This window comes from Verrucomicrobiia bacterium, from assembly GCA_035577545.1.
Lineage (GTDB): Bacteria > Verrucomicrobiota > Verrucomicrobiia > Palsa-1439 > Palsa-1439 > Palsa-1439.
On the sequence record DATLVI010000028.1, the window covers coordinates 37,848 to 62,493 of the forward strand.

General features: G+C 58.2%; 26 protein-coding genes and 1 tRNA gene. 9 read left to right on the forward strand and 18 right to left on the reverse strand.

Annotated elements, in window-relative coordinates; translation table 11 throughout:
• Window positions 1-50 precede the first annotated feature (50 nt).
• Window positions 51-2,291, forward strand: coding sequence for a glycoside hydrolase family 3 C-terminal domain-containing protein (locus VNL17_09680; protein HXI84344.1), 2,241 nt, complete (start codon window positions 51-53; stop codon window positions 2,289-2,291).
• Between the two features lie 40 nt (window positions 2,292-2,331).
• Here VNL17_09680 and VNL17_09685 read toward each other — a convergent pair whose 3' ends face one another.
• Complete coding sequence (locus tag VNL17_09685) at window positions 2,332-2,787, reverse strand: response regulator (protein ID HXI84345.1); 456 nt, start codon at window positions 2,785-2,787, stop codon at window positions 2,332-2,334.
• 165 nt (window positions 2,788-2,952) lie between these two features.
• Here VNL17_09685 and epsC point away from each other — a divergent pair, with 165 nt between their 5' ends.
• Together epsC and VNL17_09695 are read left to right on the forward strand one after the other, a co-directional pair.
• On the forward strand, window positions 2,953-3,891 hold the full coding sequence (gene epsC, locus VNL17_09690; protein HXI84346.1) for a serine O-acetyltransferase EpsC: 939 nt from the start codon (window positions 2,953-2,955) through the stop codon (window positions 3,889-3,891).
• On the forward strand, window positions 3,891-5,048 hold the full coding sequence (locus VNL17_09695) for a cysteine desulfurase family protein (protein ID HXI84347.1): 1,158 nt from the start codon (window positions 3,891-3,893) through the stop codon (window positions 5,046-5,048). Before epsC ends, VNL17_09695 begins: the two co-directional genes overlap by 1 nt.
• Before the next feature lie 17 nt (window positions 5,049-5,065).
• Here VNL17_09695 and VNL17_09700 read toward each other — a convergent pair whose 3' ends face one another.
• A complete protein-coding gene (locus VNL17_09700; protein ID HXI84348.1) occupies window positions 5,066-5,773 on the reverse strand; it encodes a glycosyltransferase family 2 protein in 708 nt (235 codons plus the stop codon).
• A 98-nt stretch (window positions 5,774-5,871) separates the two neighbouring features.
• Here VNL17_09700 and VNL17_09705 point away from each other — a divergent pair.
• Both VNL17_09705 and VNL17_09710 read left to right on the forward strand, forming a co-directional pair.
• A tRNA-Cys gene (locus VNL17_09705) sits at window positions 5,872-5,945 on the forward strand.
• Between the two features lie 164 nt (window positions 5,946-6,109).
• The gene (locus VNL17_09710) at window positions 6,110-6,241 is read left to right on the forward strand and encodes a hypothetical protein (protein ID HXI84349.1); all 132 of its coding nucleotides are present in this window, start codon (window positions 6,110-6,112) and stop codon (window positions 6,239-6,241) included.
• 68 nt (window positions 6,242-6,309) lie between these two features.
• Here VNL17_09710 and VNL17_09715 read toward each other — a convergent pair whose 3' ends face one another.
• The 15 genes from VNL17_09715 to VNL17_09785 form a co-directional block, all read right to left on the reverse strand.
• A complete protein-coding gene (locus VNL17_09715; GenBank protein ID HXI84350.1) occupies window positions 6,310-6,717 on the reverse strand; it encodes a hypothetical protein in 408 nt (135 codons plus the stop codon).
• A 471-nt stretch (window positions 6,718-7,188) separates the two neighbouring features.
• Window positions 7,189-8,268 (reverse strand): PilT/PilU family type 4a pilus ATPase, encoded by a 1,080-nt coding sequence (locus VNL17_09720; protein ID HXI84351.1) that lies wholly within the window; start codon window positions 8,266-8,268, stop codon window positions 7,189-7,191.
• Between the two features lie 5 nt (window positions 8,269-8,273).
• On the reverse strand, window positions 8,274-9,044 hold the full coding sequence (locus VNL17_09725; protein ID HXI84352.1) for a tetratricopeptide repeat protein: 771 nt from the start codon (window positions 9,042-9,044) through the stop codon (window positions 8,274-8,276).
• Window positions 9,041-9,952 carry a S26 family signal peptidase gene (locus tag VNL17_09730; GenBank protein HXI84353.1) on the reverse strand — a complete coding sequence of 304 codons (912 nt, stop codon included), beginning with the start codon at window positions 9,950-9,952 and terminating at the stop codon, window positions 9,041-9,043. Before VNL17_09730 ends, VNL17_09725 begins: the two co-directional genes overlap by 4 nt.
• Before the next feature lie 24 nt (window positions 9,953-9,976).
• The gene (locus VNL17_09735; protein ID HXI84354.1) at window positions 9,977-10,177 is read right to left on the reverse strand and encodes a DUF2997 domain-containing protein; all 201 of its coding nucleotides are present in this window, start codon (window positions 10,175-10,177) and stop codon (window positions 9,977-9,979) included.
• Between the two features lies 1 nt (window position 10,178).
• Window positions 10,179-10,655 (reverse strand): DUF1257 domain-containing protein, encoded by a 477-nt coding sequence (locus VNL17_09740; GenBank protein ID HXI84355.1) that lies wholly within the window; start codon window positions 10,653-10,655, stop codon window positions 10,179-10,181.
• 95 nt (window positions 10,656-10,750) lie between these two features.
• Entirely contained in the window at window positions 10,751-10,888 is a 138-nt protein-coding gene (locus VNL17_09745) for a hypothetical protein (GenBank protein ID HXI84356.1), read from the reverse strand.
• A 5-nt stretch (window positions 10,889-10,893) separates the two neighbouring features.
• Entirely contained in the window at window positions 10,894-12,447 is a 1,554-nt protein-coding gene (locus tag VNL17_09750; protein HXI84357.1) for an AAA family ATPase, read from the reverse strand.
• Window positions 12,425-12,640, reverse strand: coding sequence for a hypothetical protein (locus VNL17_09755; GenBank protein ID HXI84358.1), 216 nt, complete (start codon window positions 12,638-12,640; stop codon window positions 12,425-12,427). The genes VNL17_09750 and VNL17_09755 overlap by 23 nt, the downstream gene beginning before the upstream one ends.
• Complete coding sequence (locus VNL17_09760) at window positions 12,637-13,506, reverse strand: radical SAM protein (GenBank protein HXI84359.1); 870 nt, start codon at window positions 13,504-13,506, stop codon at window positions 12,637-12,639. The genes VNL17_09755 and VNL17_09760 overlap by 4 nt, the downstream gene beginning before the upstream one ends.
• Window positions 13,503-14,159 (reverse strand): rhomboid family intramembrane serine protease, encoded by a 657-nt coding sequence (locus VNL17_09765; protein HXI84360.1) that lies wholly within the window; start codon window positions 14,157-14,159, stop codon window positions 13,503-13,505. The genes VNL17_09760 and VNL17_09765 overlap by 4 nt, the downstream gene beginning before the upstream one ends.
• A gap of 6 nt (window positions 14,160-14,165) precedes the next feature.
• Window positions 14,166-14,405, reverse strand: coding sequence for a hypothetical protein (locus tag VNL17_09770; GenBank protein HXI84361.1), 240 nt, complete (start codon window positions 14,403-14,405; stop codon window positions 14,166-14,168).
• A gap of 9 nt (window positions 14,406-14,414) precedes the next feature.
• Window positions 14,415-14,993 carry an RNA polymerase sigma factor gene (locus tag VNL17_09775; GenBank protein ID HXI84362.1) on the reverse strand — a complete coding sequence of 193 codons (579 nt, stop codon included), beginning with the start codon at window positions 14,991-14,993 and terminating at the stop codon, window positions 14,415-14,417.
• Window positions 14,994-15,041: 48 nt separating this feature from the next.
• Complete coding sequence (locus tag VNL17_09780) at window positions 15,042-16,046, reverse strand: type II secretion system F family protein (protein HXI84363.1); 1,005 nt, start codon at window positions 16,044-16,046, stop codon at window positions 15,042-15,044.
• A gap of 105 nt (window positions 16,047-16,151) precedes the next feature.
• Window positions 16,152-16,907, reverse strand: coding sequence for a glycine zipper domain-containing protein (locus VNL17_09785; protein ID HXI84364.1), 756 nt, complete (start codon window positions 16,905-16,907; stop codon window positions 16,152-16,154).
• Window positions 16,908-17,117: 210 nt separating this feature from the next.
• Between VNL17_09785 and VNL17_09790 the strand changes: the two genes are divergently transcribed.
• The 4 genes from VNL17_09790 to VNL17_09805 all read left to right on the forward strand — a co-directional run bounded on the left by VNL17_09790 (window position 17,118) and on the right by VNL17_09805 (window position 23,765).
• Complete coding sequence (locus tag VNL17_09790; GenBank protein HXI84365.1) at window positions 17,118-17,747, forward strand: TetR/AcrR family transcriptional regulator; 630 nt, start codon at window positions 17,118-17,120, stop codon at window positions 17,745-17,747.
• A gap of 64 nt (window positions 17,748-17,811) precedes the next feature.
• On the forward strand, window positions 17,812-21,039 hold the full coding sequence (locus VNL17_09795) for an efflux RND transporter permease subunit (protein HXI84366.1): 3,228 nt from the start codon (window positions 17,812-17,814) through the stop codon (window positions 21,037-21,039).
• 12 nt (window positions 21,040-21,051) lie between these two features.
• A complete protein-coding gene (locus tag VNL17_09800) occupies window positions 21,052-22,278 on the forward strand; it encodes an efflux RND transporter periplasmic adaptor subunit (GenBank protein HXI84367.1) in 1,227 nt (408 codons plus the stop codon).
• On the forward strand, window positions 22,275-23,765 hold the full coding sequence (locus VNL17_09805; GenBank protein HXI84368.1) for an efflux transporter outer membrane subunit: 1,491 nt from the start codon (window positions 22,275-22,277) through the stop codon (window positions 23,763-23,765). Before VNL17_09800 ends, VNL17_09805 begins: the two co-directional genes overlap by 4 nt.
• On the opposite strand, the gene VNL17_09810 is transcribed toward VNL17_09805, so the two are convergent.
• Window positions 23,746-24,645 carry a DUF2231 domain-containing protein gene (locus VNL17_09810; GenBank protein HXI84369.1) on the reverse strand — a complete coding sequence of 300 codons (900 nt, stop codon included), beginning with the start codon at window positions 24,643-24,645 and terminating at the stop codon, window positions 23,746-23,748. The two genes, VNL17_09805 and VNL17_09810, sit on opposite strands and share 20 nt — an antisense overlap.
• Window position 24,646: the final 1 nt, after the last annotated feature.

A 24,646-nucleotide genomic window follows, 5' to 3' on the forward strand; every position in this document is an offset into this window, starting at 1 on the left:
GCTACGCTCTGCCTCTTTACAGTGTGGACGCTTCACGCGGGAGGATATCTATGATGAAATCTTGTCGGTTGTGCTACTCCATTGTTGCGGCGACGTTGTTCGCAGGTTTGCTTTCCGCCTCCCGAGCCGAGGATGTTTCCGGGCCGGTCCTTTACAAGGATCCAAAACTTCCTGTCGAGCAGCGCGTCGAGGATCTGCTCGGGCGAATGACGCTCGAAGAGAAGGTTGACATGCTCAGCGGGACGGGGTTTGAGTCAAAGCCCAACGCGCGCCTAGGGATCCCCGCCATCAGAATGGCTGACGGGCCGCAGGGAGTGAGGATTCCGTTGCCCCATCAGCGTCGCGCGGCTCGCGCAAGTGGCGGCACCAACTCCCCAAGCGCCGGAGGCGGCAGTCTCAGTTGGCTTTCCGGAATGTTCCGTGATCCGTCAATTCCCACGACTGCTTTTCCGTCAGGTGTGGCCCTGGCGGCGACATGGAATCCCGATTTAATTGAACGGGTGGGGCGAACCATTGGCGAGGAAGCCAGGATCCTCAACAAAGATATGATGCTTGCCCCGTGTGTGAATATCCAGCGCGCACCCCAGGGCGGCCGGAACTTCGAGAGTTACAGCGAAGACCCGTATCTCGCCTCGCGGATGGCGGTGGCGTACATCAAGGGCATACAGAGCCAGGGTGTCATCGCCACCGTGAAACACTTCGCCGCGAACAACCAGGAGTTCGAGCGGGGCACCATCAGCGTGAAAATGGACGAGCGCGTCTTGCGCGAGATTTACCTGCCGGCTTTTCGCGCAGCCGTATGTGAAGCTGGTGTCTGGTCCGTGATGTCGGCGTACAACAAACTGAACGGCACGTGGTGCTCCGAGAATCCGTACTTACTCACCGAGATTCTGAAAAAGGAATGGGGTTTCAAGGGCTTCGTGGTCTCAGACTGGAGCGCGGTACACTCCACTCTTGAAACAGCCAATGCGGGTTTGGACATCGAAATGCCGAAGGGTGAGTTCCTGAACAGGGAGTTACTGCTCCCACTCATCTCGAGTGGCAAGGTACAACAGGCCGTGATTGACGATAAGATTCGCCGAATGCTGCGAGCGATGTTCACCATCGGCCTCTTCGAGCGCGAGGATTCGGAGGGGGGACCGATTGACACTACCGAGCAAAGAGCCATTGCGCGCGCGGCGGCCACGCAAAGCATTGTCTTGCTCAAGAATGCGGATGGGGTGCTTCCATTGACGCCGCGAAAAGTCCATTCGATAGCCATGATCGGCCCGAATGCCGGTACCGCGCGCGTCGGCGGTGGTGGTAGCGCAATGGTGAGGCCGGTCTACGCGGCAAGCCCGCTCGACGGTATTCGTTTGCGGGCGGGTACTCGATTCAGAGTCGGCTATGCCCAAGGGTGCGTCCTGGAGGGGGATGGGGCGGAGAAGATAACCCCGGAAGCCAGCGACGACCTGATTCAAGAGGCGGTTTCCCTCGCGGCGACGTCAGACGTGGCCTTTGTATTTGTGGGAGATTCATCGCGGATTGAATCAGAAGGTTTTGACCGCAAATCGCTGGAACTGCCGACAGGCCAGAATGAATTGATTGAAGCTATCGCGAAGACGAATAAAAACACCGTTGTGGTGCTTGCGGTGGGCGCGCCAATACTGATGGGGCCCTGGATCGATCAAGTGACGGCAGTCGTCAACGGTTGGTTCGGTGGTGAGGAGGCCGGCAACGCGATCGCTGATGTCTTGTTTGGCGACGTCAGCCCATCCGGCAGGCTCCCCGTGACATTCTTCAAAGAGTGGAAGGATTCACCGGCGTACGGGCGCTATCCGGGCGAGAATGGCGCGGTCGGGTACGACGAGGGCCTCTATGTCGGCTATCGTCATTTCGACAAGCAAAACATTGAACCCCAATTCCCATTCGGTTATGGGCTGTCCTATACCACGTTTGAATACAGCAATCTAAAGGTGACTCCGGAAAAAGTCGCGCCCAACCAACCAGTGCAAGTGAGCCTGAACGTGCGCAATAGCGGCCCGCGAGACGGCGCGGAGGTCGTGCAGTTGTACGTGCACGATGTTCAATCAACTGTTGACCGTCCCGTGAAAGAACTAAAGGCGTTCCGTAAGGTTGTGTTGAAGCCCGGGCAGACCCAAACGGTCTCTTTCACTCTCGATAAGAACGCCATGGCCTTTTACGATCCGACAAAGAAAGACTGGGTGGCAGAGCCGGGAGCGTTTGAAATCCTGGTGGGGGCCTCGTCGCGGGATATCCGCCTGAAAACTTCCTTTGACCTGATGCCGTAAACCTAACGCGTCACGACCGGCGCTTCCGCTCTTTGTGTGCCTAGGTTTTGGGCGAGGTTTCGCCTCGCGCCTGCCGCAGACTTAGAATGTAACGCTGCATCCGTTCCTGGTTGTCGGTGATGTGTTGCACCTTAAGCATGGAACGTACGCGCAGGAGCAGGTCGTTGACATCAAAAGGCTTGGCGACGAAGTCGTCGGCCCCGGCGGCGATGCTTTCCTCCAGCTTCGCCTGCATGCTCAGCGAGGTGACAACAATGATGGGAATATTCTTCGTACGCTTGTCGACACGGACGGCTTTGCAATACGTCACACCATCGAGATTGGGCATGCGGAGATCCAGAAGCACCAAATCAGGGGCCAGGGTGAGGGTTTTGCTGAGCGCTTCTTTGCCGTCGGAAGCCGTGTGGACAATGAGCCCCTCGGATGCGAGGACTTCCTTCAGGAAGTCCTGCATGTTGGCATCGTCCTCAACGACGAGTACCGTCTGGTTGCTCACGATTAAACCGCCGATCCCTCTGCACTACAAACGAAAGTGTAGCAATGACGAGCTCGTATGTAAAGTAATTCATAAAAATAATTCGAACTGAGGGCAGAGGGTATGCTCTTCCCCGTCGCGATGGCATCGACAAGCCGCCGGATATCGGGCATATTACACTCTGTCATGACGAAGAAGCTGACAAAGATTCTCGATGAGTTGGTGGATTCGTTCCACAAATATGGCGGGATCAATCATCTGGACGGTGCGAATCTGCCGTCGCGTGAAGCGGTGGTTGAAATTGCCCGGGATTTACTGCGGTTGATGTTCCCCGGATTCTACGACAAGGACCCCCTTCATTCCAACCAGTTGATCGAGTACACCAACGAATTGGTGGCGTCGGTCGCGCGGCGGCTCGAGAACGAGATTCATCGAAGCCTGGAGTACCGGCCGTGCGACGATTGCGATCCGAATGACTTGGCGGGCACGGCGGCGCGCGTGACGCATGAATTTCTGAACGACTTGCCAGACGTACGCGCGATTTTGCAGACGGACGTGACAGCCGCCTACGAGGGTGATCCTGCGGCAATCAGCAACGAGGAAATCATCCTGGCGTATCCGGGTATCGAAGCCATTGCGGTGCAACGTCTCGCGCACCTGCTTTATCGCCAGCACATCGCGCTCATCCCGCGTATCATGACGGAATGGGCGCATAACAAGACCGGCATCGACATCCATCCTGGCGCCGAAATCGGCCCGCATTTCTTTATCGACCATGGCACCGGGGTGGTTATCGGCGAGACTGCCGTTATCGGCAAGCATGTGAAGATTTACCAGGGCGTGACGCTCGGCGCGAAGCATTTTCCAAAGGACGCGAAAGGTCGCGTTGTTAAAGGGATCAAGCGCCACCCGAACATCGAGGACGGCGTGACGATCTATGCGGGCGCGACGATTCTGGGTGATGTGACGATCGGTAAAGGCTCAATCATCGGCGGCAACGTCTGGCTGCTGGAATCTGTACCGCCCAACACGGTCGTGTATTCCGAGGCCGGACAGACGCGGATGAAAATCGCCGGGGCGGACCGCGACAAGATGATCGGCCACTCGGACGGTGCGGGTATTTGATGCGAAGCGTCTACGCAGACTACAACGCAACCACGCCCTTGGATCCGCGGGTGCTGGAGGTCATGCTTCCGTACCTGCGCGATCATTTCGGCAACGCCAGCAGTGTGCATATTTTCGGACGCGACGCGCGGGCGGCCATCGACGATGTCCGCGTGCGCATGGCCAGGATCCTCGGGGCGCAGGAAGGCGAGATCGTTTTCACCGGGGGTGGCACCGAAGCCGATAATATGGCCGTTTTCGGTGCTGTCCGCGCCCACCGCAAGCAGGGCCGGCACATCATCACCAGCACCATTGAACATCATGCCGTACTTCACGCCTGCCAATACCTCGAGAAGACGGGCGAATGCGAGGTCACGTATTTGCCTGTCGACCGCGAGTGCCTTATCGATCCCGGTGGTCTTCGCCAGGCAATCCGTGAAGATACCGTATTGGTGTCGATCATGTCGGCTAACAACGAGACAGGCACGATCCAGCCTGTGAAGGAATTGGCGGCGATCTGCCGCGAGCGCGGCGTGACGTTTCACACCGACGCCGTTCAGTCGTTTGGCAAGCAGCCGGTGAACGTGAACGATTGGGGCGTGGATTCACTCTCTATTGCGGCGCATAAGTTTTACGGCCCAAAAGGCGTCGGCGCGCTGTACGTCCGGCGCGGCACGAAGTTGGATCCGCTGCTGTTCGGTGGCAGCCACGAGAATGAGCGGCGCGCGGGGACAGAGAACGTTGCTGCGATCGTCGGTCTGGGCCTGGCTGCTGAGCTGGCCACCGCGCAAATGAGGGAGGAACAGGACCGCCTGTTCGACCTCACCGAAAAGCTCAGCGATGGCATCGCGCAGCGGATCCGCGGTGCGCACCGCAATGGTCACGCGAAGCAACGCATCGAGAACACCATCAACTTCAGTTTTGAGGGTTGTGAGGAAGAAGGGTTGTTACTCGGTCTCGACCTCGAGGGAGTAGCCGTGTCCAGCGGCTCGGCGTGTGCGGTCGGTTCACTGCAGCCGTCGCACGTGCTGCAAGCGATGGGCTTGCCACATGAGCTGGCGCGGGCCGCCGTGCGTTTCTCCTTCGGCAAGAGCAACACCCGGGAAGATGTGGATTATATCCTGAAAGCGGTCGAGCGGGTGGTGAAACGTCTGCGTGCCTTCTCAACACAATTGTGAGCCGGTGCGCCGGGCACTCAATCAAAAAAGCGATAGCGGAAAATGAACCAGAGCGCAGCGAGGCCGTCCTTCCAGTTGATCTTCTTGCCTTCACTGTAGTCGCGACCGGAATAGTTGATACCGGTTTCGTAAAAGCGGAACCGGCGACGCGCCAGCTTGGCGGTCAACTCGGGCTCGACGCCAAAACGGTTGGAGGTCAGCTTCACGCCCTCGATGCATTGTCGACGGAAGACCTTGTAGCAGGTTTCCATGTCCGTGAGATTGAGGTTGCAGAGCATGTTCGAGAGCAGCGTGAGGAAACGGTTGGCCATGAAATGCCAGAACAGCAACACACGATGGGTCCCCCCGGCAAAGCGTGAACCATAGACGACGTCTGCACGCCCATCCAGGATCGGCCGCAACAGGGCGGGATAATCGGATGGATCATATTCGAGGTCGGCGTCTTGAATCAGGACAATGTCGCCAGTCGCATGTTCGAGGGCCGTGCGCAACGCCGCGCCCTTGCCGCGGTTGTAGGGATGCGAGGATACGCTGACCCCGTTGTCGCGCTGGATTTTTTTTAGAAGATCACCCGTGCCGTCGGTGGAGGCGTCGTCGACAAGAATGATCTCCTTTTCCAAGCCGCAACAATCCGCCGCGCGCACGCGACGGACGATCTCCTCCACGGTGCGGACTTCATTGAAAACCGGAATTAAAATCGAGAGGCGCTTGAAGCTTTCGGGCATATGGGTTCGGAGTATAGGGACGCCTGTCGCCCGCGTCAGCAGTTTTTTTCCTGTAGCGCCGCGCGGCGGCTCATGCTATTTTCGGCGTGCGGTCTGCGGGCGGGTTAGCCAAGTGGTAAGGCGGGAGTCTGCAAAACTCCTATCGTGAGTTCGATTCTCACACCCGCCTCCATCTCTAACTGTGAGTGGAGCAAAGAGTTTGGAGCCGTGTGGTCCACGACGGACACCAGTTTTCCTACTCCGTGAGAATTCAGCGTAACGGGCGTTAACTCGTCCACTGCTCGCTGACAGAGCGGAGTCGGCCTCACCTATAGTTGCGGTTGCGTGAAAGGAAATGTGAAAACACGCTACCGTTTAATTCGTCGCGGCAATCGCGGCGGGGCCTTCTACTGTGTCGATACGGAAACCGGCCAGCGCGCCAGTTTGAGCACGATCACCAAGGATGTCCCTTCGGTCGCCGTGCGGTGATGCCTGACGAAGTGGACATCAGAACGGAGCCTGAAAGAATGACCGGGTTTCTCTTAGTTCGTATGCGCCTATTGGCCCTGTTGGCCAACAGGTGCCACGACTCCCGGCTGCGGAGAAAGCTGCACTGTGATCTCACGATGGCCACCGTAGAAACCTTGGAAGGCCACTGAGTGGCTGTCGTCAACTTGCTCGTGTAACCGATGCAGCAGGTAGCCATCCATAAGCAGGTAGCACTTGAAGAAAGCACGTGTAGTGTAATTCTCCGAACCGTTCGCATGGAAGTCAGTCTCCAAGGTTTCGTATACAGGAGCAGTTCCGGTGAACCTGCCGCCTGTCTCCGCGCCGCGTAGCGCCTCTCCCAAAGTTACATGGCGAGTATACTTGATTTCGAGCGGTGTCGTGCCGAGCAACGTGCCGGGTGATCCGCTCCAGGCTCCATAGACTTTCGCTCCCGGTGGAACACTCTTTACCACCACTGTGAGACTGTGCTCAGTATCCCCAATTGGTTCGCGTTGTTGGCGGGTTGTCCGTTCGGAAGGCGCTGTCTCGCATCCGGACAATGACAATATGCTAGCAACTAGTGCAACAATCGCTATTTTATTCATGGTCTGCTCCTTTGATGTTTGACCGGTTCGCCCACTACGATTGTCCTTAATTAGAATTATAGACCTAAGGTGCGGCAGTCCAATCAGGCGAAGGAGGATTTTTTTGTAGGAACGCGTCCTACAGAACTAGGTGCGAGGCGGACACCAAAACTGACACCAAACGAGTTAAGAAAGGTATACTTGGGTAAAAGTGGTTATCCTTGATTAGTCGCTAAAATCAGGCATTATGTCACTGCAATCGCGGCGGGAAAAGGCCGATTCTAACACCCGCCTCCAATTTTCTTCGCTGAGTTTCTCAGCAAGTTGCGAGGTGTTCTTATCCTCGCAAATGAGGGCGTGAACTTATCGGCGCGCTGGCTGACCGTTCGCGGCCTGATTGTCCTTCACGATGTTATCCGGCCGGCGGGCGCGGCTAACGGCGGTGTCGTAGGTAATCAGGCAGCGTTCGTATAGCTCGGCAAGATGGTTATCCATCAACACCATGCCGTCTTTGGCTGACACCTGCATTGTGTTTTCGAGCTGGGTGATCTTGTTTTCACGGATCCCGTTGCGGATTGCCGGGGTGGCAATCATCATCTCATAGGCGAGCACGCGATGGGAGCGATCGGCAGATGGCAACAAATCCTGCGCGAGGATTCCCTGCAGAACGTTGGACAATTGGAGGACCACCTGCCGCTGAGTGCTGCCTTCGTAGATGCCCGTGATACGCTCCAGTGCCTGGGTGGTGTTCGGCGAGTGTAACGTGGCCAGTACGAGATGACCGGTCTCCGCTGCGGTTAGCGCAGTCGCAATCGTCTCGGGATCGCGCATCTCGCCGATGACGATGACATCCGGGTCCTGCCGCAACACATGGATCAGGGCTCGATGAAATGAATGGGTATCCGTCAACACTTCGGTCTGGACGATGATCGCCGAACGGTTTTCGTGGACGAACTCGATCGGGTCCTCAATGGTCACGATCTTGCAGCGGCGCTCGCTGTTGATCAGGTTGATCATGTAATTGAGCGTGGTGGTCTTTCCGGAGCCGGTCGGCCCGGTGATCAATACCAGCCCATTGGGCCTGCGCGCCAGTTCATCGACCTTTGGTGGCAGGCCCAGGATTTCACGGCTCGGGATCGATTCTCCGCAAAGACGGAAACACAGTTCAGGATGACCGTTGCGCCGGTAGATGGTCACGCGCACACGACCGGCCGCGCTGTGATACAGAGAAATGCAAAGCTCCCATTCCTGCTCGAATTTTCGCCGCTGTAGATCGTTTAGCAAGCCATGGGTGATCTCCGTGATCTCCTCGGTGGACATGGCATCCTCATCGGCGAGGATGATTTCACCGTTGATGCGGTAGGCGGGAGGCACGCCAAAAATAAGATGCAGGTCCGAGGCGTGGTGTTGTTTCGCCGCCGCCAACAGTGAATCAAGTTTCATCTTTCTCATCGGCGTAGCACCCGTCTCCAGAAGCGGGAAAATCGCCCGGTCAGGCCCATTCGTGTCGATTCCAACAACGCCGCCGCAACCTCGCGGTTGTGGGGATTTAGTTGTCGGACCTGCTCAAAGGACTCGTTGGCCAAAGCGGTAAGGCCGAGGGCAGTTTGACAGTATCCCAGTTGCATCCAGATGACGCTACGGGTAGCGTCCAGAGACAGAGCCTGTTGCGCCATTTGTAACGCGAGGGAAAACTTGCTGTAGTAATAATAAATCCGAGAGGCCTGCCAGCGGATGAGCCAATTGTGGGCGCGTGCGACCGCCTGTTCCATGCAAAACGAGGCTTGGCGGCGTTTCGCAGCCAGCAATACGTCTCCCCGTGCCAGCCAGACATAGGGTGTGTCACCGCGTTCCTCGACGGCGGCATCCGAAAATGCCAGGGCCTCCTTGATATCGCCGATCCGCGCGAGCGCCACTCCCTTGGCCGCGAGCAATTCGGGTTCATGGGGAAACTTTTCCAGCGCCTTGTCCGCCCAGAGCTTGGCTTCGCGAAATTCGCCCAATTCAACCAGCATTTTTACCTGGCCGGTCCAAGCAGTGGCATTCTGCGGATTGTATTCCAGCACTTTGGCGGAGGAACGCAGGGCCTGTTCAAAATCACCGGTTTCAAAAGCTGTTTGGGCTTCCTGCTGATAGTAAGCCTCGTCTTTGACGAAGGGTTGTGAGGCCGATTGTTCTTCGGATTCGCCGCCGAGCTCCAGATTATTGAATCGGCTCATGCCGGGGTCTGCTTTCTCCACCACCAGCGGTGGAACACCGTTCCCATGAAGTTCGACCTGGGCACCATTGCCAGGGCAGTCATGGCATTTTCCGTTACATCTGCTCCCACATTCCCGTATCCACTTATAGTCACATCCGGCCAAATAAACCAGCTTCCATCGGCCACTACGAGATTTCCGCTGGCCGGCATGTAGGCGCGCCGTGGTCGCGACACGCCATTGATGGAAAACTCTTTTGCCTGGAAGGAGATGGTGTCGCCGGCAACCGCCAACACCTCACCAAGCCCATAGCCCCCTTCAACCCGTGCATACCCTCCGTCAACCTCTGTTCGGTAGCTATGGCTGGGGGTAATTCGATAGACTACCCAGTCGCCCCGTTTGACTAGGCTGGGAGATGCGCTCGTCTTGACGACCAGTACACGTTCGCCAACGCGTAACGCCATGAACCAGCGGCGCTCCATCTGCCAACGCAACGGTCGATACACCAACAGGCTGACAAGCGCGAACACCACGAGCGACCAGATGATTCGCTTCCATAGCTCCACGTCAGGCGTCAGCCGACGGTTCATGAACAGAATGCTGCTCGTATGGATCGACATCAGGATGGCAAGCGAGACGGTTCCCGCCGGGTGGCCGATCCAGATAAGAAACGTGATGACCATGAGACAATAGCTCGCCATCGTCAGCAAGCCAAAGATGGGACGTCCGTACCACAACCACGAGAGCCCCGGCACCGTCATCCCCAAAAGCAGCTTGTGAAACGGCAGTTCAAACCCGTCGGTTACGGCCGCCAGGTGGAGCCTCCGTTTGATGAGATACCACGGATACCAAAATCGGCTATACCAGCGCTCCCGAGGTGGATAGTACGGCGATTCGGCTTGAGCCCTATGAATTGCGGCATCTCTCACTGTTCTCGTCCGGGCCCCACCCGTTTATTGCCGTTGATCGATTCGGAAACGGACATCCTCTTCGGGTTCATAAAACTCGCTCGTTTCGCGTTGGGATTCAACCTTGCCAACAATTTGTTCGAAAAGACGGACGACCTTCAGGCAGCTCTTGCCCTTGTATCCCTTGATATGCAACTGCACATTTCCGTCGGGAGCGATGGTAATTTCAAATTCGCGTTGCGGCATTTCAACCTTCCCAGTGGCGGACCTTCAGGCGAATGCTTTTGTCAGCTTCCACTTCTTCCTCAACAATAAGGAACTGGCGCGCCCGACACTCATCGATCAAGCGCTGGTAAACATATTGTTGGACGACGCGCTGGCTCAATTCTTCTCCGACCGCGCGAAGTGCTTCCTCGGTTTCATCAACGCCATTGACGCAGACCTGGGCATGGCCCCGCGCGTCGCGTGAAAAGGTCACGGTCACCCCGCCGCGGGTGACGGCGATGTGCTGGTCGCGCCCCAGTTGATCGGTTACCAGTTCGGTGTTGGCGATCTGCAATTCCACGCGCCGGGCGACTTTGGTCGCCGCGGTTATCGGCCCCACCTTATCCAGAACGTCCGCCACCACGGTGTATCCCATCGAAGTAGCTGCCGCCGCGACCACCGCACTGAACACGGGCCACGCAGCCACGACCACCGGCGTCAAAATGCTCACGGAACTCATATGTATGATAACTCCCTCGTTCATGGAATTAGACAAGGCAGGGCCTTCATGCTCACGCGGAAAACTTCGAACAGAGCGACCAGATTGAGAGGGTGTTAGTGGTGCCCGAACACGATTGAAAGCACATAGACCGCCGTGCCGATGACCAGAAAAGCGACGAACACCAGGACGAAGATGTTCCCGCCAAACTGGCCGCATCTCTTGAAGAATTCCGCAATTGATTCCAGATTCATGGGCACTAAACCTCCATCCGCCGATGGTCCTTGGCCGGTGTGAGCGCGCGAGGGACACTGGCATGCCGGGCCCGGCCTTCAGCCCAACTGCGCAGACGGTTCAAATGTTCGTCCATGGTTTTGGAGAGCGGCACCGTTTGGCGCATCGTCTGGAGGACATCGTCCATTGTCAGGTCCCGTTGGGCGTAGAACGCGTCGTACAACGCGCTGATGATGGCCTCTTCAATTTCGGCGCCACTGAAGTGTTCACTGGCGGCTCCCAACGCTTTGAGGTCGAAGTCCTCGGGGCGGCGCCCACGCCGGGCCAGATGGATGCGGAAAATGTCGATGCGCTCTTCTTCTGCCGGCAGATCGACGAAGAAAATCTCGTCCAGCCTTCCTTTGCGCAGGAGCTCGGGTGGAAGTTGGGAAATATCGTTCGCGGTGGCGACGACGAACACAGCCGTCGTCTTCTCTGAAAGCCATGTCAGGAACGTCCCGAAGACGCGCGCCGTGGTGCCGCCATCCGAGCTGCCAGATCCCTGGATGCCGGCAAAAGCCTTGTCGATTTCGTCCACCCAGAGGATGGCGGGGGCGACCGACTCGGCCACGGCAATGGCCTTGCGCACGTTTTCCTCGGAAGAACCAACGAGGCTGTTGAACATGCGGCCCATGTCGAACCGCAGCAGCGGGAGTTGCCAAAGGCTGGAGACGGCCTTGGCGCACAGGCTCTTGCCGCAGCCTTGCACGCCGAGGAGCAACACGCCCTTCGGCGCGGGCAGGCCGAAGTCGCGGGCTTCCTCGGTAAACGCCACCGCACGCTTTAGTAACCAATCCTTGAGCACCGCCATGCCGCCCACGTCGGAGATCGTTTGGCTGCTGGCGTAGTACTCCAGCAGCCCGCTCTTGCGGATGATCTGTTGCTTCTCGGAAAACACCTCGGCCACATCGTCCCCGCTCAATCGGCCTTCCTTGACGATGATCTTGGCAAAGACGTTTTCGGCTTCGCTCCAGGTAAGCCCGAGGGCACCTTGCAGCAACCGCTCACGCCCCCCGTTATCCAGTTCGATTTTCACATCCTGCATGTCTTTGACGTCTTTGATGATCCCGTCCAGCAGGCCTCCCAGATCTTCGCGCGAGGGCAGTGGAAAGTTCAGCACCGTGATTTCCTTGTCCAATTCGGTGGGGATTTCCAAAGTGGGTGAAATCAGGATGACCGTCTTGAAACTGTTTTTCAAATGCAGGGCGATGTCCTTGAGCTTGCGGATCACGGCAAAATTGTTCCTGGTCAGGAACGGGTGGAAATCCTTGAAGACGAAAATGGCCGGTTCAATTTGGTCGACCACCTGGTCCAACGCGGTCAACGGGTCTTTCGTGGCGGCGTTGCGATGTTTCTGGGACTGGAAAGAAGTGCCGGCGGGAAGCAGCCCTGTGCTGTAAGACCATTCAAAAACCTTCTTCTGGCGCTTCGTGCCTATCGGCACGATCAGGTTTTGCACCCGGGTCTCTTCGGAAGTCACCACGTACAGGATCGGGTAGCGGGCCCGGATCAGGGTCTCAAGTTCTTGCTGGAAGTTCATCGGTTGATCGAGGTTTGATGGCACAAGCCCGTTGCTTCATGGGTCCGTCGGAGGGGTTGAGGGCGCTCAATAACTCGGCCATGGCGGGAGTCAGGTTGTGGGCGAAAATCGTTCCATCCGCCTGGATTCGCAAATCCGTGATCGACGCGTTCCCAGTCGTTGCCATCTCAAGTTGTCCAGTCTTGGGTTTCATTCGATCAGACGCAAGCCATAATTGCCCGCAATGGTCCAGGCAGACCGCAATTCCGTCAGCGAAAAAGGTCGGGACAATTCCGGATGATTCGTGGCCCGCCACGCCGGCCAGAATCCGGATCGCAGACTCACCTTTACGGATGGCAGGTTTGCCGCAAGCCATCGGGCAATGGGTTCCCAACAGCAATCGACGTGGCCCGGCATCAGCAGATGACGGACGATGAGTTCACTATTGTGGCTGGCCCAAACAAGGTTCTCGCGGACCACGTCCTGGTAGCGCGGCACACTCGCCAAACGCTCCGCGCAGTTGTCGTTTCCGAATTTGTAATCCGCCAGCCAGACATCGAACAGCCCGTCCAGCCAACCTCGGGCCAGGGCGGTGCCATGAGCGTTGGTCTTCCAGATGAGGCGCAGCGACGGTGGCAACGCAGCAACAATCTCCAGCGCGGCCGGTAGATGGATGGTTGGCTCCCCCCCGAGAATCATGGCTGTCTGCGCTCCGTTCTCCATGGCAGTCTTTGCCCGGGCAGCCAGAGTGACCGGACACAATGCTTCACCGGCCCGGGGGTTCCAACTCTCCGCTCCGGTAATGCAAAAGGAACACCGCAGGTCGCAGCCGCTGAGGGCGATGGCGAACGTCGGGAGCAATTCCATCTCGTCCCCCACTTCAACCTGCGCGGAAAAAACGCGGGCCGCAGTTCCGGCATGGCACATTCCCCGTTCACCCGCGAGCCGATTGACACCGCAATGGTGCGCGCACAACTGGCAATCCGCGAGCGCCGCAAGAGCCAGCTGTGCCCGTTCGCGTGCAAGGACCGCACGATCCGGCGCGCGTGTCGCCACCACCGATTCTTCGAGGCCAATCATAACTCCAATCGGCTGATCCGCTCCGACGGCAATAACTGCGGGCCACGACGCGACCGCCAGTACGACTGCGCGGCGAGATACAGCCAGCCCGATGCGCCGCCGCCGAGAATGGCCAGCGCATTCCAAAACCCGCACGGACTGAACAAGCCGAACATAATAATCAGCCCCGCGATGATCAGGATTGCTGTGCGCATCCGCATCCGCCACGTGGCCATCATCATCACTTCCTCGTTGCCAAACAATCGATACCATGCCGCGAACATCGCGAAAACCACGCCGCCAATACCGACCAATCCTCCGTGGCTAAACGGGCTGAGCACCAGCTTCGTGACCGCCGTGCCGGCCATCGCCACAAGGCAAAACACCCAAAACTGCCGCCGCCCCAACCCGATCACCAGCCGCGTACCAAGCACAGCAAAGAGGAATCCGTTGAAAATCAAGTCCGCTGGTCCGAAGGGCAACGGCGCGTACGTTGCCACTTGCCATACACGTCCGTGCCAGAACTCTCCTGGCCACAGCGCGAGCGGCCTGTAGAGGTCAAACGTACCCGTGAGATTCCCCGCCAGCGCAACAACACCGGTCATCAACAGAAACAACAGTGGCCCGCGAAGTCCGCGCGGCAGGTAGTCCCAAACTCGCCTGGCAGGGTTCATGACGTTCTACTTACCGAAAAGCCGATGCCACCAGGAGCGTTTCGGTTTTGGTTCCCGTTCCATGGAAATCTTGAGGCGCTCGGCAATCGCCGGGGGCGGCACGGTCTGGAGGTTGTCGTAACGCAGCAATTCCTCCACGGACTCGAACGCGAGGCCGGCCTGTTGCCCGGTAGTCTGCTGTTGTTCGGTGGCCTGTTCCTCCGCCTGACGATGTCGGAAGCGTTGCTTCGGTGGGTCTGAATCCATAAGTTCCTTTCAACTGTTCTTTTGAAACTCCAACGTGAATGCCCGGCGCGCGCGGTGCAACTTGCCCCGCACCGCGTCCGAGCTCTGTTCCGTCAGCGAGGCGACTTCCTGGTAGCTCAAATTCTCGTCCGCCACCAACAAGAGCAATAACCGGTATTCGTCGGGCAGCGCCTCCAGTGTCTTCTGGATTCTCTCACCCAATTCCTTGATCTCCAGGACGCGCAGGGGGCTGTCCGTATTGGCGGCCACGGCATCCAACGCTTGCGGATCGCCGGTGCTGATGATGCTCCGCTTCTGCCAGGCGCGTTGCGTGTTCTGACAATGGTTGATGGTAATGCGATACAGCCACGTCCGCAGACCGGCCTGACCGCGAAATTGGTCGAGGTGGCGGTACGCTTTCAGAAACACGTCGTGCGTAATGTCCTCGGCGAGAGTCGGATCGCCGACGGTACGCAGGGCCAGATAATAGACATAACGCGAGTGTTGCTCGTAGAGGGCCTGCCACGGACCAGGCGTGGATGCCGCCGAAGGCGTTGTTGCCATTTCAGGCGCAGCCACGGGATCGTCGCATTTGACGGGCGCTGGCATCGCTAATTAGACAAACGTGCGCGCAAAAAGTCACGCTGGCAACCAACATTATTGCAAGGCTTCCGAGTAGGCGCCGATGAGCGGGCCGAGCAGGTTTGCCATTTGAAAAATCATGTAAACGCAGACGAGCCCGTAGGCGATGCGCGGGAGCCAACTGCTGAGAAGATCGAGACTGTGACGCCAGCGTTCCTCGTAATGCTGGGCCAGCCGATCCAACATGTCGTCCAGACGACCGCTTTGTTCCCCCGTTGCCCAGAATTGGATCAGATGTTCCGGGAATACGCCGGTGGCCTGGAGCGCGCGGCTGACTTCCAACTGGCTGTCGATGAGGGGACGGGCCACGTCGTAAGCGTGGGCGATCCGCGGGCTGTTGATGGTTTTGCTGGAGAACTCGAGCGCGGTTATGACACCAAAGCCGGCTCTAAGCATCAACCGAACCGAAGAGATCCACTGGCTCAGGGCATAATCGAACCGCACCCGACCTACGACGGGCAGGAGGCGGATGAATTGATCCATGGCCAGATCCAGCTTTGGGGTCTTGAACGCGATACGGATGATCCAGTGAATCACGCAGGTTGCGGCGGCAAGAAGAATAAGGAACCCGACTGTGTCGCGCAGGTACTCGGGCAAGCCATAGTTTCCCTGCCCGAGTGCGCCGGCGACGAGGGCGGGAAGATGAGAGACGAATACCGCGACCATCAGTATTAGCGCGGGAAACATCGAAGCGGAGATCATTTTACGCCGTGCTCGCGCCAGATTCTCGTAGTAGTTACCAAGGGACAACAGCCCCACGTCCAGGGCGCCGCTCTGTTCGCTAACAGCGAGGGTATGCTGATCAAGGCGCGCAAAGCGGCAACGCCGGCTCTCGGCCACGGCTTGATGCAGGGGTTCGCCTTCCTGAACGCGCTCGCCCAGAAACGCGACGGTCTTCCGTAACGGACGCGGCCCGGTTTCCTGCAGCGAGGTGAGCGCGTTGCGGATGTTCACACCCGCTTGCAGCATTGTCCCCAACTGGTAATAAAAAACCGCCAGATCTTTGGAGGAAGGTCTCATTCCTATTTCGGGGCCGTTTCCAGCGACGACCACACCTTGCTCCGCAACCGGAGAAAACTCAATCGCGAAACAGATTCAGCTCGGCCAGGCGACAAACGCGCCCGCTCATCTCCAGTAGCCGGAGACCCACACACCGCCGCCGCCACGGTGCGCATAGTAACCACTGACCCAAACCGCATGGCGATGGGGCGGCCAGGCCCAGCGGCCTCGCACCCACACCCAGCGTCCCCCGTACCATCCCCAATAGCCGCCGACCCACACGTACCCTGGTCCGGGCGCCGGATAGTAGACCTCTTCCACAATCGGCGGTGGCGGAGGTTGAGCCACCACGACTTCCTCATATTGTGTCGATGGCGGTGGTGGTGGTGGTCCTGCGTCGGCGCCGCCGGCCGTGTTGATCATGAAGTCGATGACCCGCTCGCTGACGCCGGCGTCCTTGAGATCAATGATCTCCGCGGTGCTCAGGTGATAGGCCGTGTGCGAATTGCGGATCTGGCTGATGATGACCTCGTCGCTGACACCGGCCCTGGCGAGGGCTTTGATGTCCGCCACTCCGAGCGGTTGACCCTGATCGATGCGCTGGATTGTTTGTGGGGAATATTCACGTACTCGTTCCCGTTGCTGCTGATCGATGGAATTGCCAACGATGGCGCCGGTGAGCGCGCCGATCGCGCCGCCGATTAATGCCCCTTCACCCGCATGACGGCCTCCCGCGATAGCCCCAATACCGGCGCCGGTTGCACCGCCAACCAACGCACCCGTCGCCGTGTTGTCCGGACGGCCCGAGGGAGTTTCACATCCTGTCAGCACCAGCACAAGTCCAACTGCCACTGCTGTCAGGCTCATAGAGTGATATTTCATATTTCGCTCCTTACGTTCTTCTTAGACAAACATAACCACGCAGACGTTACATGCAACTTTTAAACCGTTGATTCCCATCCACAAACAACTCCGAGATACCAGGCTTTATGCAAACAGTAACACCGCGGAATCCAGATAGTTCTTCGGGCCTGATTTTTCCAACTTGACTGAACGGTCAACTCCAACGATAGTTTTGACCGGTAGCGAAGTATGAAACCTGAATGCGAGACCAAACAGAAGTTGTTGGATACCGCGATGCGGCTCATTTGGGAGCAAAGCTACGGAGCGGTCAGCGTGGATCACATTTGCGAGCAGGCTGGCTCCAAGAAGGGTAGCTTCTATCATTTCTTCCCATCGAAGTCGGATTTGGCGGTCGCGGCGATTGATGATCATTGGCGAAAGTTGCGGCCCGATCTTGACCGCATTTTTTCGCCGCAGTCGCCGCCATTGGAACGACTGGCAGGGTATTGCGCTTTTATTTATGAGCAACAGCATCAGCAAATGCAGAGATTTGGCAGGGTTTGCGGGTGTGCTTTCACTTCCCTGGGCTCCGAGTTGAGCACGCAGGACGAAAAAATCCGAAAGAAATCGCTTCAGATCATGGAGTGGCGCTGCAAGTATCTGGCGGCGGCAATCCGGGACGCCGTCCGGGAGGGGCTGGTACCGGAGCAGGACTGTGAGGCCAAAGCCCGCGACCTTTACGGCAGCGTTCTGGGAGTGCTCTTGCAGGCAAAAATCGAAAACAACCTGGCGATCATCCGCCATTTGAAGCCGACGATCTTTCGATTGATTGGCGTGCCCGAAAAGGAAATCGCGAGCGCGCCAGGCCGCCAACCGTAATGCTAGACCAGTTGGTCAAGACCATGAATATGATTTGCCATCGTAGCTGTTCACGGAGGACGCCATGTGGATTGTCCGCCTAGCGCTTCGTCGTCCCTATACCTTTGTCGTGGCGGCATTGCTGCTCTTGTTATTGACGCCGTTCATTCTGCTGCGCACACCAACGGACATTTTTCCTGCCATTAATATTCCAGTCGTCAGCATCGTCTGGAACTATACCGGCTTGAACGCGGTGGAGATGGAAAACCGCATTGTCTACAATGAGGAGCGCTTCCTGACCACGACGGTCAACAATATCGAGCACATCGAGTCCTCTTCCTATAACGGCATCGGCGTCATCAAAGTGTTCTTTCGCCAGGGGACCTCGGCGGACGCTGGCGTGGCGCAGATTACAGCCGTCTCACAGACTGCTTTGCGCGTGCTGCCACCCGGGACCACGCCGCCGCTTATTATCCAGTACAACGCATCCACGGTCCCCATCCTTCAATATGGCGTCAGCAGCCAGACACTTTCCGAGCAGGAAGTTTTCGACACCAGCGTGAACCAGATCCGCGTCGGCCTGATCACCGTGCAAGGCGCAGCCATCCCGTTCCCGTACGGCGGCAAACAACGTCTGGTATCCGTGGACCTTGATCTGAAAGCGTTACAGTCCCAGAACCTTTCTCCCGCCGATGTCGTCACGGCGATCACTCTCCAGAATTTCGTACTACCCAGCGGCACGGCGAAGATCGGCTCCACGGAATACGACATCAACCTTAATACCAGCCCAAAATTGCTGGAGGAATTGAATGATCTGCCAATCAAGACCATTAACGGGGCCGTGATCCGTGTTCGGGATGTGGCCCAGGTGCGCGATGGTTATCTGCCCCAGCAAAATGTTGTCCGCCAGGACGGCCTTCGCAGCGTGTTGATCAGTATTCTCAAGACCGGGACAGCCTCGACCTTGAGTGTTGCGAAGGGCGTCAAGCAAGCGATGGCGGCTGCGATGAACACGGTTTCCGATAAACTCGTTGTGAAGCAATTCATCGATCAGTCAGTCTTCGTACGCTCCGCCATCTCGGGTGTGGTACGCGAGGGCGTGATCGCGGCATGTTTAACGGCGATTATGATCCTTTTGTTTCTGGGTTCGTGGCGGGGCACGGTCATCATCGCCCTCTCGATTCCACTTTCGGTGCTGGTCTCATTGGCCACGCTGAGCGCATTGGGCGAAACGATCAACCTGATGACCTTGGGTGGGTTGGCACTGGCCGTCGGCATACTCGTGGACGACGCGACGGTTGAGTTGGAGAATGTCCACCGTCAAATGGCGCTGGGGAAGCCGACCATCCAGGCGATTCTGGACGGAGCGCAGGAAATCGCGTTGCCGGCATTTGTCTCCACGCTGTGCATCTGCATTGTGTTCGTGCCCATGTTTTTCCTGACGGGTGTGGCGCGGTATTTGTTCGTGCCACTGGCGGAGGCGGTGGTGTTCGCCATGCTGGCCAGCTATGCACTGTCCCGAACACTGGTGCCGACGATGGTAATGTTTTTTTACCGTCACGTGGAGTATCACGGCCACGGCGCCGATCCCAGCAAGGTCGCGCCGTGGTTGCGTCCGTTTGCCCGGATACAAGTCAGCTTTGAAAAGGGTTTTGACAAACTGCGGGAGAACTACCGGTTCCTGCTTGGCGTCGTCTTTGAGCACCGGATCCTCTTTGCCGTGATATTCCTGGCATTTTGCCTCGGCTCGTGCCTGCTGATCCCGTTTCTCGGACAGGATTTCTTTCCGTCAGTTGACGCGGGAACCTTTCGGTTGCACGCACGGGTTCACAGCGGCACGCGTATTGAGGAGACCGCCAAGGCGATCGATGAGATCGAAGCCGATATTCGCCAGGAGATCCCCCACAAAGAATTACACGGCATTCTCGATAACATTGGCTTGCCGAACTCGTCAATCAACCTCACGTATAGCGACAGTGGCGTCTCGGGGCCAAATGACGCGGACATTCTGGTCTCACTCAATGAAGGACATCGGCCCACCGCCGAGTATGTCCGTCGTTTGCGGCTCCGTTTGAACCGCAATTTTCCTGGGACGACATTTTATTTTCTGCCGGCGGACATTGTCAGCCAAACGATCAACTTCGGCTTGCCCGCGCCGTTCGACATTCAGGTGGTTGGTCGTGACCAGGTTAAGAACCGCGAAGTGGCCGCGCGCTTGATTGACAAAATTCGCCGGATCCCCGGCGCGGTCGATGTGCGCATCCAGCAACCCGGCGACCGGCCCAAGCTCGATTTCGCGATCGATCGCACGAAGGCCTCCGAGATGGGACTGACGGAGAATGACGTGGCCAACTCGGTGTTGCTGAACCTCAGCGGCAGCAGCCAGGTAACGCCTTCCTACTGGGTGAATTTTGGCCTCGGGATCCAGTATGTATTGAACATCCGCGCCCCCGAGTACCGCATGGATTCACTAACCGATATCAACTCGATGCCGGTAAGCGCCAGTCAGCCCGGCGCCGGCAATGGCCAACTACTCTCGAATCTCGCCAGCTTCAAGCGCGGCGCGGGACCGCCAGTCGTCTCTCATTATGATGTGCGGCCTGTGCTCGATATCTTTGGCGGCGTCAGCGGTCGCGACCTGGGCGGGGTGTTGCGGGATATCCAGCCGTTGATCAAACAGGCGGAGAAAGAACTGCCGCGTGGCAGCCTCATCTTGCTGCGCGGTCAGGCGGAAACGATGCATTCCAGTTTCATCGGGCTGAGCATCGGCTTGGTGGGGGCCATTGCGCTCATTTATTTGCTGTTGGTCGTCAACTTCCAGAGTTGGCTCGACCCGTTCATCATCATCACAGCGCTGCCGGGCGCGCTTGCCGGTGTGGTCTGGGCCTTGCATATCACAATCACCACGGTCAGCGTTCCGGCTCTGATGGGCGCCATCATGAGCCTCGGCGTTGCCACGGCAAATTCCGTTCTCGTGGTTACTTTCGCGCGAAATCACCTGCGCGAAGGACATGACTCGCTGCAATCGGCCCTGGAGGCCGGGGTCGGCCGTCTGCGTCCGGTAATTATGACCGCTCTGGCCATGATCATCGGCATGCTTCCCATGGCCCTGGGCTTTGGGGAGGGCGGCGAACAGAATGCGCCCCTGGGTCGCGCGGTCATTGGCGGCCTGGTCGTCGCCACCTTTGCCACACTCTTTTTTGTGCCGGTTGTGTTCAGTCTGTTGCGCCGTCGTGCGACGACTTCGAACCAGGAGAAAGTCGATGCGGTGATCGCGTCACACGGCATTCTGCCAACTACAGTGCATACATGAGGAAACGTTGTTATGAACTCACTTGAGAACAGTCCAACACAATCCCCGGAAACCAGGGGACTTGCGTCGCCCATCGCGGCGCTTGGCCAGGAAGACGGGAAGCCGCCAGTCAAACTGCGCCGCATTGGCGTTGTCGTCGTGGCCTTGATCCTGGTCGGTTTCAGCATCGGGTTTATCCCACGCTGGTATCAACGTGCGGTTGTACGCGCCGAGACACTTGATCTGGCCACATCCACGGTTCGCGTCGTGTCGCCGACGCCCAGTGAATCTCCCGGCGGTCTTTTACTGCCAGCGGAAGTCAGACCGCTGGTGGAAGCACCGATCTTCGCGCGGGCCAATGGTTATCTCAAGCGCTGGCTGGTGGATATCGGCGCCCATGTCGATACCGGCCAGTTGATTGCCGAAATCGAGATACCGGAATTGGACCAACAACTCGAACAGGCCCGCGCCGAACTTGCGCAGACGGAGGCGGCTCTGGCGCTGGCCAAGACCACCGCTGAGCGTTGGGCCGATCTGCTCAAGACTGCCAGCGTTAGTGAACAGGAAAATGCGGAGAAGCAGGCGGACTTCAAGCTCAAGACCGCAACCGTCGAGGCCGCGCGCGCCAACGTTCATCGTCTGGAGCAACTCGTGTCCTTTGCGCGGGTCACGGCCCCGTTTGCGGGAACGATCACCGCGCGCAACACAGATGTGGGCGATCTCATCGTGGCGGGCAGCAGTAAGGAGCTTTTCCGACTGGCACAAACCGAGACGCTTCGCGTTTACGTGCGCGTGCCGCAGACAGCCGCTCATGGGATTGCTCCGGGGCAACCGGCGGATGTGCTGATTCCAGAAATGCCCGGTCGGGTCTTTCCGGCAAAGGTTGTCACCACCTCGGGAGCGATGGCGACGGATTCCCGCACGTTGCTGACCGAACTGGCAGTGGACAACTCCAAGAATGAAATCCTGCCGGGCAGCTACGCCCAGGTGCGTTTCCTCGATACGGCGCCCAGCGCAACGCTGACGTTGCCCTCAAATGCGTTGTTATTCCGCGCCCAAGGGTTGCAGGTCGGCGTTGTGGGAACGAACGGCAAGGTCGATCTGCGCAGCGTGCAAATCGGTCGCGACTTTGGCCAGAACGTTGAAGTGCTTTCCGGGGTCAACGCCAGCGACAAGGTCATCGTCAACCCTTCGGACTCGCTGGTTAGCGGCACGACCGTTCGCCTCGCGGAAGCGCCCAAGACGGTAGCAACCAAATGAAATTGGCCCGGCACAAAATCCTTGTGGTGATCGCGAGCGTGTTGGTGGCAGGCTGCGCGGCCGGCCCGGACTACAAACGCCCGGAAGCCATGGCCACCATGCCCGGCGCATACTCCGGCGCGACCAACGAATGGAAAATTGCCGAGCCGCAAGCCAGCCGGCCCAAAGGTAATTGGTGGGAGATGTTTGGGGACGCGGACCTGAACCGGTTGGAAATCAACGCCGCGGTTGCCAATCAGCAACTCAAGGCGGCGGTCGCGGCTTTCGACCAGGCGCGCGCGCTCACGGATGTGAGCCGGGCCGGATTGTTTCCGCACTTTGACTTCTCGCCATCCGCCACGCGGGAGGGCGATTCGTTGAACCGGCCCATCAATGGAAAGGCCGCGGGCAAGAGCCAGACATTCTCTTTCAATACGTTTACGGCGCCGATCGACCTCACGTACGAAGTGGACCTTTGGGGACGCGTGCGGCGCAGTGTTGAATCAGCAAGGTCCCAGGAACAGGCCAGCCTCGATGATTTGGAGACAATCAAGCTGGCGATCCAGGCCGAAGTGGCCACGGACTATTTTACGCTGCGCGCCCTCGACGCCCAGACCGCGTTGCTCCGATCGGATATTGAGGTTTTCCAACGATCGCTCGAATTGACGCAGAACCGTCGCGGTGGCGGCATCGCGAGCGACCTGGACGTCGCCCAGGCTGAAACGGTGCTCAAGACAACGCAGGCCGAACTCCCGGGGACCATGTTGCAGCGCGCGCAATTCCAACATGCTCTTGCGGTGTTGACCGGCCAACCAGCGTCCACGTTCGCCGTGGCAGAACGGCCGCTTGATACCGCGCCTCCCGACATTCCACCCGGGCTCCCGTCTGAGTTGCTCGAACGCCGGCCGGACATCTCCGCCGCCGAGCGGAGGATGGCCGCCGCAAACGCGAGCGTTGGCGTGGCCAGGGCCGCGTTCTTCCCCACGATCCTGTTCAACGGCTTGGGGGGTTTTGAAAGCCTGAATGCCGGGACCGTGTTTAATTGGCAGAGCCGTTTTTGGTCCGTCGGACCGTCACTGACGTTGCCGCTTTTCGAGGGTGGACGAAACGTGGCCAACCTTCGGGCGGCACGGGCGGCTTATGAACAGACCGTGGCCAATTACCGTCAAACTGTACTGGCAGCATTTGCCGACGTGGAAGATAATTTGGCCGCCCAGAATTTCTTGACCGTTCAAGGCAACGCGGAAATTGAGGCCCTGCGGGCAGCCCGTAAGCAACTCGAAATTGCCGACAACCGTTATCGCGCCGGTCTCGTCACCTATCTTGAGGTAGCGACAGCGCAAAACACCGCGTTGGGCATCGAGATCACCACCGTGCAATTGCGCGGCCAGCAACTCGTGGCGGCGGTGGCGCTGGTGAAATCGCTCGGCGGTGGCTGGCAGAATCCTTTCGCGGCGGCGCAAACTTCCCAACCGGCAGCTCCTTCACTCACCAGGAAAAGTGATTGAGGCCGTAGATCAGAGAAGCGCCCAGATAACCGGCGATGCTGACCAGAACAACGCCAATAATCAGAGTCAGGCGGAAGTAGCTGGACAGGCGTCCCGGATTTCTCCGGCGGTTTGACAATTCCAAAAGTACAGCCGTCAATACGGCCCAAACGGCGGTTGCAGTGCCGAACCAGCGATGCCACCACAGCACGGATGCCGAGACGCCGGCGTAGGTTGAAAATGGGGCGTCGCACCAACCCAGGGTTGCCGTGATTACCGCGGTCACCGCGCCAAGCATGACGCAAAATTGAACCGTCGTTCTCCACGAGTCTTTGCGGGTGAGTTTCCAGAGGAACTCGGCTGGTAACGCGATGATGAGCAGGGCGATGGGAAAATGCGTGGACGGCGGATGGAACTGCCCAATGTCGCGAAGGACGCGGCGTCCGATTGTCAACGGCGGGGCCTTCGTCGCATTCTCGTCGGGAAGATTGGCGGGCGCACCGACTTCGATCCAGGATTTAACAATATCTTTTTCCTCGGAGGTCAACGGCGGCCGTTTGGATTTGGGTGGCGGCATTTCGTCATGCAACACCGTCTGGTAAAGCTCCGATTGCCCGGGCATTCCGGGGACGACCATCTTGGGATTCGCGGCGACGCGGGCGAGGTCGAGGACGTAGCCGAATTTGCCCTTGGGCCGCGAGAGATCTGCGCCATGACACTCCGTGCACCTGGCTTTGAAAATTGCGTGAACGTGGTTGGCAAGAATCTGCGGGGTGGACGACGCCTGGATTGATACCGTCGATACGGCCTGGGTTGGTTCTTGTTCTGCCCCGGCGTCCTGTATGCCTAACGTCAACAAAACCAAGGCCAGAGTGAGCACCTTGGCGGCGAGGAAACTCACT